Below are 14,039 nucleotides of genomic sequence, written 5' to 3'. Positions count from 1 at the left end.
ACATTTCAAAAAGAGAGGAGATTAACAATGAAAGTTTATTTGAAGAAGTTAATCCAAGGGAAAAATTTAACTGCTGATGAAATGAAAAATGCTGCCCTTTCCTGCTTTAATAAAACCGTTACGGAATCACAAATTGCTGCACTATTAACTGCTTTACAAGCAAAAGGGGAAACTGCTAATGAAGTCAGCGGATTTGCCGAAATGATCCGTTCTCAATCATCCTTTCAAATCAAACTAGAAAAATCCGTTCTTGATAACTGTGGAACTGGAGGCGATATGTCAGGAAGTTTTAATATTAGTACTACATCCGCTTTTGTTATCGCTGGTTCCGGAGTAGCAGTTGCGAAAATTGGAAATCGCAGTGTTTCAAGTAAAACAGGTAGTGCCGATGTTTTAGAACGCTTAGGGATTTCTTTGTTTTTTACCAAAGAACAAATCGAAGAAGCGTTAGCTGAAAATAATATTGCTTTTCTATTTGCACCACATGTACACCATGCCTTAAAACCATTTGTCAAGGTGCGAAAAGATCTTGGCTTACCAACTATCTTTAATATTATCGGTCCCTTAACAAATCCTGTGGAGTTAGACTCGCAAATTATTGGAGTGTATCAAAAAGAAAAACTGGAAGTCGTCGCACAAGCCTTAAAAAATATGGGAAGACAACGGGCAATTGTTGTTACCGGAGCCGGCGGAATGGATGAAGCATCACTTGTAGGGGAAAATCATTTTATTTTACTGGAGAATGAAAAATTAACTCCATTTACAATCCACCCCGAAGAAGTAGGCTTACCTGTTTATCCGCTGGAAGCCATTAAGGGGGGAAATGCCAAAGAAAATGCCTCGATTACTCGAACCGTACTCGAAGGAGAACCTGGCGCTTATATGGATACGGTTCTGTTAAACGCGGGGATAGGTCTTTATGCTCACGGTACTGCTACAACGATTCAATCAGGAATTGAAATGGCAAGAGAAAGTATTCTATCAGGAAAGGCATTAACAACGCTAAACGGTTTAATCTCAATGAGCAAAAAGTATACAAGTGAGGTTGTTTAAATGACAATATTAACCAATATTATCGCTAAAAAGAAGCTGGAAGTAGCATCTCTTTTACAAGAAAAACCGGCATTTACTACGACTCATCAGCCAGTTCCCTTTAAAAGACGTGTAACCGCAGCTAAAAACCTGCAGATTATTGCAGAAATCAAACGGGCTTCTCCTTCCAAAGGGGATATCTGTACAGAAGTTAATCCTGTAGAACAAGCTAAACAATACGAAGCTTGCGGAGCTGCTGCTATTTCCGTGCTCACAGATAAGACCTTCTTTAAAGGTTCCATGCAAGATTTATCTGATGTAGCAAACGCGGTACATCTACCTGTGCTATGTAAGGACTTTATTATCCATCCAATTCAAATTGATCAAGCCAGAGCAGCTGGCGCTTCCATTATTCTATTAATTGTAGCTGCTTTATCAAAGCAGCAGCTACAGAATTTATATGATGATGCGATTGAAAATAATTTGGAAGTTATTTGTGAGGTGCATAATCAGCATGAACTTGAGGCAGCACTTGAATTAAATCCGGAAATCATCGGGATCAATAACCGTAATTTAAAAACGTTTACGGTTACGATGCAAACAACTGAAAAGCTCGCAAAACATGTGAAAAATAAAGATATTTTAATCATTAGCGAGAGCGGAATTCGCTCTATGGAGGATGCAATAATAGCGAGCAACGCTGGGGCAGAGGCTTTACTTGTCGGAGAAACGCTCATGTGTTCAAAAAACATTTCCGAAACATTCCAGCAATTACAAGTAAACAAACAAAAGAGGAGGCCACTGCATGTTCGTTAAAATATGTGGAATTCAGTCTGTAGAAGCCGCAAAAGCTGCTGTGTTAGCTGGAGCAGATCTAATTGGCTTTGTCTTTGCACCTAGCAAACGGACAGTAACCCCTGAACAAGCGACGTTGATTGCTAAAACAATTCCAAGTTCTGTAAAAGTAGTTGGCATATTTGTAAATGAAAAAATAGAAACAATGAATGCGGTCAAAGCACAAGTACCACTTGATTACATCCAATTACATGGGGAAGAGCCAGCTAGTGTAGCTTTTCAATTAAATGTTCCGATCATTAAGGCTTACTCCATTGATAAACTAGAAAAGCTGGAGCAAATAAGCCTTGAGGCATATCCTTGCGATTATGTATTAATTGATAGTCCGGCAAAACAATATGCTGGTGGAAGTGGGCTTCCCTTTGATTGGAGCCGGTTAAAAACGAATCTCCTTCCTCAAGAAAAGTTAATCATTGCCGGAGGGCTGACACCGACAAATGTAAAACTGGCGATTGAAACGTTAAAGCCTTTCGGAGTGGATGTATCAAGCGGTGTGGAAACAAACGGTGAAAAAGATCCGAAAAAAATAATCCAGTTTATTACACAAGCGAAAGGAATGGATAAAAGCGATGACAACATATACGATGCCTGATTATAACGGAAAATTCGGAAACTTCGGAGGAAGATTTGTACCAGAAACATTAATGCCTGCTCTATTAGAATTAGAAACTGCCTATGAGCAGGCGATCAAAGATCCTGAATTTATCAAAAACATAAACAGCTATTTACATCACTATGTTGGCAGAGAAACTCCGCTCTATTTTGCCAAAAACTTAACACAAGCTTTCGGAGGGCCGAAAATTTATTTAAAACGTGAAGATTTAAACCATACAGGCGCCCATAAGATTAACAATACCATCGGGCAGGCATTACTTGCACTTAGAATGGGAAAAAGAAAAATTGTAGCAGAAACTGGTGCTGGCCAGCATGGTGTAGCTACAGCTACCGTTTGTGCTCTGCTCGGTTTAAAATGCGTTGTCTTTATGGGTGCAGAAGATATACGCAGACAAAAGCTCAACGTCTTCCGCATGGAGTTATTAGGAACTGAAGTTCGCAGCGTATCGAATGGAAGTGCAACATTAAAGGATGCGGTCAATGAAGCGTTAAGATATTGGGTTACTCATGTTGAGGATACGCATTACATCCTTGGTTCTGTTGTAGGCCCACATCCGTTTCCAAAAATAGTTCGTGATTTTCAAGCTGTCATTGGTAATGAAACGAAACAACAAATGCTGAAACAATATGGATATTTACCAGATGCTGTAGTTGCTTGTGTTGGGGGCGGCAGCAATGCCATGGGAATATTCTATCCTTTTATTGAGGAAGCCCAAGTAAAACTTTATGGCATTGAAGCGGGTGGTGCTGGATTAAATACAAATCAGCACGCATCTGTATTTCATCAGCCGAAACCTGGTGTTTTACATGGGACATTAACAAACCTGCTCCAAGATGAGCATGGACAAATCCAAGAAGCATATTCTATTTCTGCCGGTTTAGATTATCCCGGCGTGGGACCTGAGCACAGTCATTTACATGCTACCAAGCGCGTAAATTATACGGCTGTAACGGATATAGAAGCAATCCATGCTTTTCAGCAATTATCACAAACAGAAGGGATTATTCCAGCGCTTGAAAGTGCGCATGCAATAGCCTATGTGAAAAAGCTGGCGCGAGAAATGGATAAACATCAATCCATCGTTGTCTGTCTATCTGGTCGCGGTGATAAAGATGTTGAACAAATCAAGCAAATACTGGAGGAGAAAGCAAATGGGAAAAGCAAAACTCACTGATTATTTACAGCAACTACAAGCAAAGGATAAAAATTTATTTGTCCCCTATATCATGGCTGGTGATGGTGGACTGGATAAACTAAAGGAACGTATTCTCTTTTTACAGGATTGTGGAGTTGCCGCAATCGAAGTTGGCATTCCATTTTCCGATCCAGTGGCTGACGGGCCAACGATTCAAAATGCAGGAAAACGCTCACTTAAACGAAATACAACATTGGCTGCTGTTTTAGACACACTTGGTTCATTTAAGGATGAGCGGCAAGTACCAATTATAGTAATGACTTACTTAAACCCTATTTACGCCTGTGGCATGGAGCAATTTGCCAGAACTTGTTCTCAAGCTGGTGTTGATGGGGTAATTGTTCCCGATTTACCTCTAGAAGAAGAAGATTTACTGACAGATATGCTAACAAAATATGATATTGCATGTATTCGTCTAGTTGCCTTAACCAGCCCTAAAGAAAGAGTCGATGCATTGATTAGTAGATCGGAAGGCTTTCTGTATGCAGTTACCGTCAAAGGAACAACAGGCACAAGAACATCTTATGAAAACGAGGTAAACACCTATTTACAAAAGCTAAAACAGCAAAGTGATATCCCTGTACTAGCTGGCTTTGGCGTCTCCACAAGTGAACAGGCACAAGCGTTAGCCTCCTGCTGTGATGGCGTTGTTGTTGGAAGTAAAATGGTGGATCTATTCCACGAAGAAAAAACAGCGGAGATAAAACAATTTATTTTGGAAAGTTTGTAATAAGATTGAACACTTGCTAAGAAGTTTAGCTCTCAAAGCAAAAAATTGTAGAATACTTGCTTCAATAAGGTCGCATCAGTTTGTCGATTAAGTGCAAGCACCGATTTAGCGTTAGAGTTGGTTAATGCTAGTATGCCAAGCTTAGCTAACAATGTCCTACATCTGTCCCTATGTAAAATGCTCGTACCAAAAGCTGACCAATCTCTTGGGCATCCCAACTTCGTATGAGGCGCAAGAAGTCTCACATCTAATCGATAAAGAAAACTAGCAATTCCTAAACCCTAAGATACACGGGTTTAAAGTTGCAATTTTTTAATACTTCATTTGTCGTGATTGACTTTTATATTATAGTAGTTGCACATTTCATACCATCTTAAAGAGGCACTTTTTATTGAATTTCATTTTTTACAAATGCTTTCCTATTTGGAATAAAAGCTAGTAGTGCTCGGTTAGCGACGTACACCGGAGATCTTCTGATTAGATAAAAGAAATATGCCTCTAAAACAGGATTATGCCAACACCTGAGCGGCAAGCCCGCTTTTAGTCGACCTTCCTTTAGATTCGAACCGATGTTGACTTACATCCCACCATACATTCACTCTTTAATGTTGTACTCATAAAATTTTCTAAAAGCAAGCACAGATTCAGCACCTGTCGCATATAGTATGGTAAATCATTATTAATGATAGGGGCATCTAGAGCCCCTGATCAACAACCTTACTCAAAAGAACTGCTAATTTCTTTACACAAGTCAACAAATTCTTCTACGGACTTTTTATTTACTTTTAATTTGCCGGAATGGCCACTAAACAAACGTATTATAATAACAATGACTGCAATGGATAAAGCATTTGCTTCATTTTTAATAGTGATGTTTGGATTTCCATTGTTTTCAAATTTAGTTCGATCGCTTTGAGTTTGTGCCTGTGCTTGATTTTGATATTGGTTCTGTTTCTGTTGCTGAAGTTGAACTAGAATATCTTTCAACTTTACTTCTATACTACGTAAATCATCATGATAACATCCCATCATACGTTCACCCTTTATTGTTGATTCAGCACCTGTCGCATACAGTATGGTAAATCATTAATAGTGACAGGGGCCTCTAGAGCCCCTGATCAACAACTTTACTCAAAAGAACTGCTAATTTCTTTACACAAGTCAACAAATTCTTCTACGGACTTTTTATTTACTTTTAATTTGCCGCCATGACCACCAAACAAACGTACTATGATAATAATAGCTGCAATGGATAAAGCATTTGCTTCATTTTTAATGGTGATGTTTGGATTTCCATTGTTTTCAAATTTAGTTCGATCGCTTTGAGTTTGTGCCTGTGTTTGGTTTTGATATTGACGTTGTTTCTGTTGCTGAAGTTGAACTAGAATATCTTCTAGCATCACCTCTAAATGTTTAAAATCACATCTCTTGTCACAATCGCAATGCCTTGAACAATAACTCATATTTAACACTCCTTTCTGTTTATACTTGTAATATATGAATAATTATTAGTTATGGTAGGGTATCTGTCTTTTTACAACTAAATTGATAAAAAAAACTAAATTGATAATAGATATCGCTCTTAACAAATAAAAAACAAGCTTTCGTGGAAAAAGGATATTTTCGTGTAGCAAATGTTTCTTGTAACATTCTTATGAACAAAAGCATGACGTCACTTTTTTACGTGCAAAAAAAAAAGAGGCTATCAACCTGAAAAGATACCCTCTTAAAAATATGAACGCATTTTTTTGATTATTATAACCGACAAAGTAAAAATAATAGAAGGAATAGATAAGGCATTTGTTTCATTATCTATAAAAATTCCTAATTTACTTGTTTTCAAATTTTTATTCGGTCACTTTGGCACAAATTCTGCATCTTTCGTATTAATATGATAAATTGTTAATTGCTATAGGGGCGTTTTAGCCCCCCAATTAAGCAACTTTACTCAACATAATTGTTAAGTTCTTTAAACATTTCAGCAAATTCTTCTACGGACTTTTTATTTACCTTCTTGCCTGAATGATCACTGAACAAGCTTACTAAAATAACAATAGCTGCAACGGCTATAGCATTTGCTTCATTTTTAATGGTGATGTCTGGATTTCCATTGTTTTCAAATTTAGTTCGATCACTTTGTGCTTGAGATTGTGCTTGGTTTTGATATTGACGCTGTTTTTGTTGCTGAAGTTGAACTAAAATATCTTCTAGCATCACCTCTAAATTACGTAAATCATCATGATAGCATCCCATAATAACTTCACTCCTTCAGTCTTTTTTCTTGTGTTCATAACTTTTTTTAAAAAAACAAGCACCAATTCAGCATTTGCCGTATATAATACGGTAAACCATTAATAGTGCCAGGGGGATCTAGAGCCCCTGATTAACAACCTTACTCAAAAGAACTGCTGATTTCTTTACACAAGTCAACAAATTCTTCTACAGATTTTTTATTTACCTTTAATTTGCCGGAATGACCACTAAACAAACGTACTATAATAACAATGACTGCAACAGCTAAAGCATTTGCTTCATTTTTAATGGTAATGTTTGGATTCCCATTGTTTTCAAATTTAGTTCGATCACTTTGTGCTTGAGATTGTGCTTGGTTTTCATATTGCCACTGTTTTTGCTGCTGAAGTTGAACTAAAATATCTTCTAGCATCACCTCTATACGTCTAAAATCATGTTTCTTATCGAAATCTTTATGCCTTGAATAGCGAGTCATCTTTAACACTCCTTTCTGTTTACACTTGTAATATATGAATGATTATTAGTTGTGGTAGGGTATCTGTCTTTTTACAACTAAATTGATAAAAGAAACTAGAAGAAAGTCAACTTTTCATTTGGGAAACCAGAGTCTCTGGCGCAGGGATCTGCTGGTTATGCTTACACTAAAAATAGCTCGATCAAAGAGGAGAAATAGACTGAGAGGTTCAAGATAACGTAGTTTCGGCAAATGGATCTAGATATAGAAGCAGAGCAAAAACAAGCCAATGATCAAATTCAAATATGTCAAATATTCTGTATTTCATAAGCATGTTAATATTAAAATCTAAAAATTTTTGACGTCGTGTCCATTTCCTCGCCTTAACTAAAATTTTTACGCTTTATTAAATTAAAAAAAGAAGCTATCCCTAATAAATAGATAGCTTCTTAAGAATCTTCCTTGCTGAGATTTTATATTTACTCATATAACTAAAAATTATTGGCTATTTATCCAATGAATATAGCTAAAATAATAGCAGCAATAGCTATAGCATTTGCTTCGTTTTTAATAGTGATGTCTGGATTTCCGTTGTTTTTAAATATAGTTCGATCACTTTGTGTCTGAGACTGTGCTTCATTTTGATATTGCCACTGCTTTTCCTGCTGAAGTTGAACTAAAATATCTCTGAGCTTCACTTCTATACTACGAACATCATCGTGATAGTATCCCATAATAAACACCCTCTTTGTTTTTTCTTGTTTACCTAAATTTTTTTAACAAACACAATACAGCATCTGCCGTATATAATAGGATAAGGGGCACTCAGCCCCCGACCGATTATTACTCAGAAACGTTAAGTTCTTTAAACATTTCAGCAAATTCTTCTACGGACTTTTTATTTACCTTCTTGCCTGAATGATCACTGAACAAGCTTACTAAAATAACAATAGCTGCAACGGCTATGGCATTTGCTTCATTTTTAATAGTGATGTCTGGATTTCCGTTGTTTTCAAATTTGGTTCGATCACTTTGTGCTTGAGATTGTGCTTGGTTTTGATATTGACGCTGTTTTTGCTGTTGAAGTTGAACTAGAATATCTTCTAGCATCACCTCTATACGTCTAAAATCATGTTTCTTATCAAAATCACAATGCCTTGAATAGTAACTCACGTTTAACACTCCTTTCTGTTTACACTTGTAATATATGAATAATAATTAGTTGTGGTAGGGTATCTGTCTTTTTGCAACAAAATTGATATAAAGTAACTAAATAAGTAGTCTCATCACCATCATAGATAAAAAACTTAGCTAGCGACAAAGCCTCTGATCCAAGCACCCTTGTCGCACTAACGACTTCATATCTCATTTTCTTTACCTACATTTTTAACAAATAAAAAAGAGCCGACGACGTATCGGCCCTTTTTTTGAGGAGAACAATTCATGGGTAAATCATAACAAGCTTGTTTGATTTATATTATCGTATGCTTGCAAAATTAATTAGCATCAGCATCTTACTCACGGTATTCATACATTTTTACTAAAGTGAAACTTACTTTGTAGGAGTATTCTTTCACCCCGGCTGATCAAGCGCTTTTCTTTTTTGCCGATCTGAAATTAATCGGGAAGGAACAAAAGCTAGTAGCGCTCGGTTAGCGACATACTATAATTTATTCATGTAATCTCCCTTTTATAACCGACTTTGTTTATTAGCTAGACGTAAAACAGGAAGTCTATTCTTTCCTGTGATATGCTACTCGTAGGAGGGAATTATCATTGGAAAAAAATAAATTTGCAGTATTGACGAATTTAGAGGACATTGATGCATTTATCGAAGCAAATCAGCTTGCTTTTCTATATATTTCCCGAGAAGGTTGCAGTGTTTGCCATGGTTTATTACCACAGGTAGAAGTTCTGATGGCAAACTACCCAAAAATTGCTACGGCGCATATTAAAGCAGAGCAGGTAGAAGCGATTGCTGGACGTTTTTCTGTGTTTACCGTTCCTGTGCTGCTCCTTTTCATAGATGGAAAAGAAAATTTGCGTGAGGCGAGGATAGTTCATATGGATTTATTTTCAGAAAAGCTAAGAAAAATATATGACAATGTGGTTGGAGCTAACTAGCAAACTCCAACCACATGATTAATTATTGTATAAAAAAATCATACATATAGAAATAATAGTCTTCTGGCAACATAGCATCCGACTTTAACGTTCCATGATAAATCAGCTCTTGACTGTTTAAATCAATGATATACATAATCGGATTCCTTTTTTCTCCCTCCATAGGAGGAAAATTCATTGCATAATATAATTTTCCATCTTTGATTTGCTTAAATTCCTCAGATGGATCCAGTATTCTCTGTTCAAAAAGTTCGATTTCAAACGGCTTTTCTAATTTCTGCTTAACAAAATCATATGGTATTATTTCCAGTCCTTTCTTATTTTGTTTAAAGAAATAAATTTTCCCTTCATTTGTTGCTGGAATAATTTCCTGATTAAGCAGTTCTTCTGGTACTTCTAACGGTATTTGCTCTTTTGTTTTTAGATTTAAAACAATTATCTTTCTGTCTTTAACAACTTCCTCATATATATCTTCGCCTTCATCTTCTGAACGCTCCATGTTTTCCCAATCAGTACCTTCGATTACAATATAATTATTTTTTTGCAGATCACGATTATCGTTAAGTATACCTACCTCTGTATAATCTCCCTCTTGAGAATGGCTAAAAATACTCTCTTCATTGATCAGTTTTCCTCCAGCAAGGTTAAGAAGATACAATCGCACTTCTGTTGTTGCTTCATCCGATCCATGTACCATTAAATCGTTACTTGTAATAATATGAAGCTTACCATCAGTTACATTTACAGCTTCTATCGTCATATACTGATAATTATCTTGATTTGGTATATCAATTGTGAATGCTGCTTTTTCATCTTTATCCTTATAAAGCACCTCTACATTTAATTGGAAATCGGATTCTTTAAATCGATTACTATCCCATTTCGAGTTAATATCAGCATAAACAAGTACCTTTTCGTCTTCATAATAATTGGAAATACTCTCATATTTTCCGCGCATAAAACTGCGATATTTTTTTTGTAATTTTTTAATTTCAGGGTCATATGTGTAATTATTCAAACGGTCAACAAGGGATAATTCACTAGTATATATAGTGCTATTATTCTTAATGGTGAATGGTTCGTCTACACTATGATCCTCATCCGTAATTCCTCCAGATAGGATTATTCCTTCTAATACGTTATCATCACCAGCTTGTTTTTCCCAATTAAATTCTGGAAGCTTGTTAATCGCCAGCGCACTTTGTATGTAAAACGTGCCAATAATAACAATAAACAGGCTGGTAATAAAAATCATTTTCCAATATCGTTGCATTGTACTCCTCCTTAAACCGTAATCCGTTTCTTTAATAAATATCGACTTAAGCCAATCGAAATAACGATAAGAATGATCCCGAAGATACTTTGTATAATCAGCCACTCCGTTGGATACAAGTAGGTCTTATCGAACATTACTGTCAAAATTACTGGTAACAAAAAGAAAGCAGTGGTCAAACCTATATAACCTATACCCAATAACAACCCTTTCCAGCGAAAACTCCGTTCTAATAAGATGGCAGTAAATAAAATAAATACAGCCATTAAACCAGTACCATAATAAAGGATAAATTCTGTAAACGTAGGGGGATACAATATTCCTAATTCTGGAAATGAATGACTGATCTGATGAATGGTCATCTCTTTCAAAAATTCATTCGGAACGATCCAGTCCAAAATAATTCCTTCTATATATAACAAAATAATTTGCAATGCTACTAGACCAAATACCATTAGTAAAATCGCGGTTGCTTTAGCAAAAAATAGGTTAATTCTAGCAGTTGGCAACATTAATAATCGATAAATAAACGTATTCTTACCAAACCAATCCCGGTACCAAATCATAAATATATAAAATAATAAAGCAGTAATACAAATTGCAATTGGAGCTAAAAACCAAATCGTTTGAGCAAAATTCAATAAACTGATATCCCCAAATTCTTCAAGGAATTCCTGCTTAGACATAGACTCTTCGTATATCGATCTATTTGCCTCGCCCATATAGTTGTTAGCAACAACGACAATACCGATAATTTGGCTGATTATGGTGAGCCCCATTAACGTAAGATACAGTTTGAAAAATCTGCCCAGTTCAAACTCGGTTAATCTCAAATAGCTTTTCATGATTGATACACCTCTCTCATCACGTCGACAACTGATTTACCTTCTGTCTCACGAATCTCTTCAGTCTGAAACTCTTTGATAACAGTTCCATTATCCAGTAACACTGCTTTATCAATTAAATGCTCAATATCATGTATTTCATGAGTCGTAATAATAACCCCACGATTTTCGACTAAATGACTCGCAAACACATCGGCGATCTGCTCTCTGCTAAACATATCAATACCGGAAAAGGGTTCATCCATAAGTACATAATCTACATCTAGGGCTAATCCAAGCAATAAGTTTGCTTTAGCGGTATTTCCTTTTGAAAGGCTAGCAATTTTTTCCTCCGGATTTAGCTTAAAAAACGTTATTAATTCCCTTGCCCGTTCCTCATTCCAAGTAGCATAATAATCTTTCATAAACTGCATGGATTCCTCTATCGTCATTTGCGGTAGTACGGTTATCGCATCTGGAATAAAGGTGATTTTATTAAATGTTTCCTTCTTTAACGTTTCTCCATCAATTAAAATCTGCCCTTTATTCATCGGTGTTAAAGCCATAATCATATTTAGAATGGTTGTTTTTCCCGCCCCATTTATGCCAATTAGACAAGTGATTTCTCCCTTATTCGCTGTAAAACTGACATCTTTTAACACCTGTTTACGTCCAAAGTGTTTGTTAATATTTTTAACCTCAATCATTGTGTCCCCTCCCTATCTGTCACCTGATTGTATTTACTGCGAAGGATGCTCACAACTTCATCAAACGGAACTTGTATCGAATGAATGGCTGTAATAAACTTATCCACTGCCTCCAAAATAAGCTCTTCTCGTACAGATTGCAGCATTTTCTCATTTTTCGTTACTTTACTTGGTAAATTTCCTTCTGTATAAATCAAGCCCTGTTCCTCCATTTCTTTATAAGCACGTTGTACAGTATTTGGATTAATCTTAAGCTCTCTTGCCATTTCCCGACGTGACGGCATTTCCTGTCCTGGCTCAAGCATATTTGTAGCAATTTGCTGTTTAAAATGACGGACGACTTGAACATAAACAGGATCTCGATTGTTAAATTTTATCTCCATTGCTAGTATCAGCCCCTATTTTGTTCCATTTTATCTATACACTGTGTATTAACCTCTTAGTACACTAATTGTTAGAAAAACTTGGCTTATCGCCAAGTCTTTAGCGAAAGCTGTAGTTTTTCTTATACTATAAACCTAAAAACTTTATATTTTCCTATAGTGTAAAAAATAGATGTATTAATCACTTAATACACCTATGAGTGTATTATATAGTTCATACACTTAGAAGTCAACACTTTAGTAAAACTTATGTAGCTTGAAACAGAATCCTTTATTGAAATATGGTAAAATAGTAGGCATGTAAATAAGAAGGGAACATAAAATCGATGAAACTCGTATCTTGGAATGTAAATGGCCTTCGCGCTTGTATTCGTAAGGGATTTCTTGATTATTTCCACGAGGTAAACGCTGATATTTTTTGCATTCAGGAAATAAAATTACAGCTAGGACAACTCGACTTAGAACTAGAAGGCTATTACCAATATTGGAATTATGCAGTGAAAAAAGGTTATGCTGGTACAGCTGTTTTCACGAAGCATAAGCCATTAGCTGTCTCCTATGGTATTGGAGAATCAGATATGGAAGAAGAAGGGCGAATTATTACATTAGAGTATGAGGACTTTTATCTTGTTAATGTTTATACTCCCAATGCAAAGCGAGACCTTTCGCGCCTTGATTACCGATTACAATGGGAAAATGAATTATATGCGTATTTAATGGCGCTGGATGAACAGAAGCCAATCATTTACTGTGGGGATTTAAATGTTGCCCATCAGGAAATAGATATTCGTAACTATAAATCCAACTATGGTAATTCCGGATTTACAATAGAAGAACGAGAGAAAATGACTAGATTGTTAGACAATGGATTTATAGATACGCTACGCTATTTCTACCCTGATACGGAAGGAATGTACACATGGTGGTCATATATGAAAACAGTACGCGAACGAAATATCGGTTGGCGGATTGACTATTTTCTTGTTTCCAACCGGTTAAAAGAACACTTATTGGATGTTGGGATTGACTCACACGCATTAGGCAGTGACCATTGTCCAATTTGGCTGGAACTTTAATAGTACGATATATAAAGTTGGGTTTTTATTCCAAAACTATGCTTTAATTGATCGAGAAAGTGTAGATAAAAACTTGGAAATCGCTTTAAAGTTTAATACTCCAGAAAAGAACAAACGAGAATTAAAAAAAGAAGTATTATCCAAAGTTGGTCTAGTTGAAAAACTTTAAAGTGTCTCAACGAAGTGGTGACAAAAAAGAGTAGCCTTAGCCAGATTAATGTTAAAACCCTGCTTCATCATCTTAGCGGATGAGCCTATGAGTGCATTGGATTCCGACAATAGAGATCTTGTGTTACAACATTTACAACAATTCAATGAAGCAGGTAAGACTATTTTTATTGCTACTCATGATGAAATTGTAGCTGATTTTGCTAATTATCGGATTGAAATTCAAACGAATGTTGTCTGTTAATAATTTGTGGAGAACTACTAAATAAACTATACAGTTTAGTTTATCTTGTTTGGAATGAATCCCAAAACCACCTAAAAATTTGAAACAACGCCGATCAGAATTCTC

At 36.0% G+C, this 14,039-nt stretch carries 18 protein-coding genes; 8 read left to right on the top strand and 10 right to left on the bottom strand.

What is annotated here, in order from left to right; genetic code table 11:
• The first annotated feature begins 27 nt into the window (after positions 1-27).
• From trpD to trpA, 5 genes are read left to right on the top strand one after another with little or no spacing between them, the layout of a single operon-like run.
• On the top strand, positions 28-1,053 hold the full coding sequence (gene trpD / locus BN1066_RS10465) for an anthranilate phosphoribosyltransferase (protein WP_077319385.1): 1,026 nt from the start codon (positions 28-30) through the stop codon (positions 1,051-1,053).
• Positions 1,054-1,848 carry an indole-3-glycerol phosphate synthase TrpC gene (gene trpC / locus BN1066_RS10460; RefSeq protein WP_077319384.1) on the top strand — a complete coding sequence of 265 codons (795 nt, stop codon included), beginning with the start codon at positions 1,054-1,056 and terminating at the stop codon, positions 1,846-1,848.
• Entirely contained in the window at positions 1,838-2,479 is a 642-nt protein-coding gene (locus BN1066_RS10455; RefSeq protein ID WP_077319383.1) for a phosphoribosylanthranilate isomerase, read from the top strand. Before trpC ends, BN1066_RS10455 begins: the two co-directional genes overlap by 11 nt.
• Entirely contained in the window at positions 2,457-3,677 is a 1,221-nt protein-coding gene (trpB, locus tag BN1066_RS10450; RefSeq protein WP_077319382.1) for a tryptophan synthase subunit beta, read from the top strand. The genes BN1066_RS10455 and trpB overlap by 23 nt, the downstream gene beginning before the upstream one ends.
• Complete coding sequence (gene trpA / locus BN1066_RS10445; protein ID WP_077319381.1) at positions 3,655-4,428, top strand: tryptophan synthase subunit alpha; 774 nt, start codon at positions 3,655-3,657, stop codon at positions 4,426-4,428. The genes trpB and trpA overlap by 23 nt, the downstream gene beginning before the upstream one ends.
• A gap of 717 nt (positions 4,429-5,145) precedes the next feature.
• Here the strand turns inward: trpA and BN1066_RS10440 are convergent.
• From BN1066_RS10440 to BN1066_RS10415, 6 genes are all read right to left on the bottom strand, one after another.
• Positions 5,146-5,457, bottom strand: coding sequence for a hypothetical protein (locus BN1066_RS10440; RefSeq protein WP_077319380.1), 312 nt, complete (start codon positions 5,455-5,457; stop codon positions 5,146-5,148).
• 98 nt (positions 5,458-5,555) lie between these two features.
• The gene (locus tag BN1066_RS10435) at positions 5,556-5,891 is read right to left on the bottom strand and encodes a hypothetical protein (protein ID WP_077319379.1); all 336 of its coding nucleotides are present in this window, start codon (positions 5,889-5,891) and stop codon (positions 5,556-5,558) included.
• Positions 5,892-6,372: 481 nt separating this feature from the next.
• Positions 6,373-6,681: a hypothetical protein gene (locus BN1066_RS10430; RefSeq protein WP_077319378.1), complete on the bottom strand. Its 309-nt coding sequence runs from the start codon at positions 6,679-6,681 to the stop codon at positions 6,373-6,375.
• A 139-nt stretch (positions 6,682-6,820) separates the two neighbouring features.
• Positions 6,821-7,156, bottom strand: coding sequence for a hypothetical protein (locus tag BN1066_RS10425; RefSeq protein WP_077319377.1), 336 nt, complete (start codon positions 7,154-7,156; stop codon positions 6,821-6,823).
• Positions 7,157-7,644: 488 nt separating this feature from the next.
• Positions 7,645-7,869, bottom strand: a complete 225-nt coding sequence (locus BN1066_RS10420) for a hypothetical protein (protein ID WP_077319376.1) — start codon at positions 7,867-7,869, stop codon at positions 7,645-7,647.
• A 109-nt stretch (positions 7,870-7,978) separates the two neighbouring features.
• Positions 7,979-8,308, bottom strand: coding sequence for a hypothetical protein (locus BN1066_RS10415; RefSeq protein WP_077319375.1), 330 nt, complete (start codon positions 8,306-8,308; stop codon positions 7,979-7,981).
• A gap of 603 nt (positions 8,309-8,911) precedes the next feature.
• On the opposite strand from BN1066_RS10415, the gene BN1066_RS10410 reads away from it, so the two are divergent.
• Complete coding sequence (locus BN1066_RS10410) at positions 8,912-9,259, top strand: thioredoxin family protein (RefSeq protein WP_077319374.1); 348 nt, start codon at positions 8,912-8,914, stop codon at positions 9,257-9,259.
• 22 nt (positions 9,260-9,281) lie between these two features.
• Here the strand turns inward: BN1066_RS10410 and BN1066_RS10405 are convergent, their stop codons facing one another.
• From BN1066_RS10405 to BN1066_RS10390, 4 genes are read right to left on the bottom strand one after another with little or no spacing between them, the layout of a single operon-like run.
• Positions 9,282-10,532 (bottom strand): hypothetical protein, encoded by a 1,251-nt coding sequence (locus tag BN1066_RS10405; protein ID WP_077319373.1) that lies wholly within the window; start codon positions 10,530-10,532, stop codon positions 9,282-9,284.
• Between the two features lie 11 nt (positions 10,533-10,543).
• Positions 10,544-11,377: a hypothetical protein gene (locus BN1066_RS10400; protein ID WP_077319372.1), complete on the bottom strand. Its 834-nt coding sequence runs from the start codon at positions 11,375-11,377 to the stop codon at positions 10,544-10,546.
• Positions 11,374-12,063, bottom strand: a complete 690-nt coding sequence (locus BN1066_RS10395; RefSeq protein WP_077319371.1) for an ABC transporter ATP-binding protein — start codon at positions 12,061-12,063, stop codon at positions 11,374-11,376. Before BN1066_RS10395 ends, BN1066_RS10400 begins: the two co-directional genes overlap by 4 nt.
• The gene (locus BN1066_RS10390) at positions 12,060-12,446 is read right to left on the bottom strand and encodes a GntR family transcriptional regulator (RefSeq protein ID WP_077319370.1); all 387 of its coding nucleotides are present in this window, start codon (positions 12,444-12,446) and stop codon (positions 12,060-12,062) included. The genes BN1066_RS10395 and BN1066_RS10390 overlap by 4 nt, the downstream gene beginning before the upstream one ends.
• A gap of 326 nt (positions 12,447-12,772) precedes the next feature.
• Between BN1066_RS10390 and BN1066_RS10385 the strand changes: the two genes are divergently transcribed.
• Positions 12,773-13,522: an exodeoxyribonuclease III gene (locus tag BN1066_RS10385; RefSeq protein ID WP_077319369.1), complete on the top strand. Its 750-nt coding sequence runs from the start codon at positions 12,773-12,775 to the stop codon at positions 13,520-13,522.
• A gap of 256 nt (positions 13,523-13,778) precedes the next feature.
• Positions 13,779-13,934, top strand: a complete 156-nt coding sequence (locus tag BN1066_RS20230; protein ID WP_179104354.1) for a P-loop NTPase family protein — start codon at positions 13,779-13,781, stop codon at positions 13,932-13,934.
• The last annotated feature ends 105 nt before the right edge of the window (positions 13,935-14,039 follow it).

Origin of the sequence: Virgibacillus proomii (assembly GCF_900162615.1) — a bacterium.
In the GTDB taxonomy this organism is placed as follows: Bacteria; Bacillota; Bacilli; order Bacillales; family Amphibacillaceae; genus Virgibacillus; species Virgibacillus proomii.
Note: the sequence above shows the minus strand (reverse complement) of the source record. Positions and strands in the feature narration are given on the sequence as shown.

Coding starts and splice junctions, on each gene's coding strand:
- trpA (WP_077319381.1), top strand. CDS start 3,655: ATGGGAAAAGCAAAACTCACTGATTATTTACAGCAACTACAAGCAAAG.
- BN1066_RS10390 (WP_077319370.1), bottom strand. CDS start 12,446: ATGGAGATAAAATTTAACAATCGAGATCCTGTTTATGTTCAAGTCGTC.
- BN1066_RS10400 (WP_077319372.1), bottom strand. CDS start 11,377: ATGAAAAGCTATTTGAGATTAACCGAGTTTGAACTGGGCAGATTTTTC.
- BN1066_RS10435 (WP_077319379.1), bottom strand. CDS start 5,891: ATGAGTTATTGTTCAAGGCATTGCGATTGTGACAAGAGATGTGATTTT.
- BN1066_RS10430 (WP_077319378.1), bottom strand. CDS start 6,681: ATGGGATGCTATCATGATGATTTACGTAATTTAGAGGTGATGCTAGAA.
- trpB (WP_077319382.1), top strand. CDS start 2,457: ATGACAACATATACGATGCCTGATTATAACGGAAAATTCGGAAACTTC.
- trpC (WP_077319384.1), top strand. CDS start 1,054: ATGACAATATTAACCAATATTATCGCTAAAAAGAAGCTGGAAGTAGCA.
- BN1066_RS10425 (WP_077319377.1), bottom strand. CDS start 7,156: ATGACTCGCTATTCAAGGCATAAAGATTTCGATAAGAAACATGATTTT.
- BN1066_RS10405 (WP_077319373.1), bottom strand. CDS start 10,532: ATGCAACGATATTGGAAAATGATTTTTATTACCAGCCTGTTTATTGTT.
- BN1066_RS10440 (WP_077319380.1), bottom strand. CDS start 5,457: ATGGGATGTTATCATGATGATTTACGTAGTATAGAAGTAAAGTTGAAA.
- BN1066_RS10455 (WP_077319383.1), top strand. CDS start 1,838: ATGTTCGTTAAAATATGTGGAATTCAGTCTGTAGAAGCCGCAAAAGCT.
- BN1066_RS10395 (WP_077319371.1), bottom strand. CDS start 12,063: ATGATTGAGGTTAAAAATATTAACAAACACTTTGGACGTAAACAGGTG.
- BN1066_RS10385 (WP_077319369.1), top strand. CDS start 12,773: ATGAAACTCGTATCTTGGAATGTAAATGGCCTTCGCGCTTGTATTCGT.
- BN1066_RS10420 (WP_077319376.1), bottom strand. CDS start 7,869: ATGGGATACTATCACGATGATGTTCGTAGTATAGAAGTGAAGCTCAGA.
- BN1066_RS20230 (WP_179104354.1), top strand. CDS start 13,779: ATGAGTGCATTGGATTCCGACAATAGAGATCTTGTGTTACAACATTTA.
- trpD (WP_077319385.1), top strand. CDS start 28: ATGAAAGTTTATTTGAAGAAGTTAATCCAAGGGAAAAATTTAACTGCT.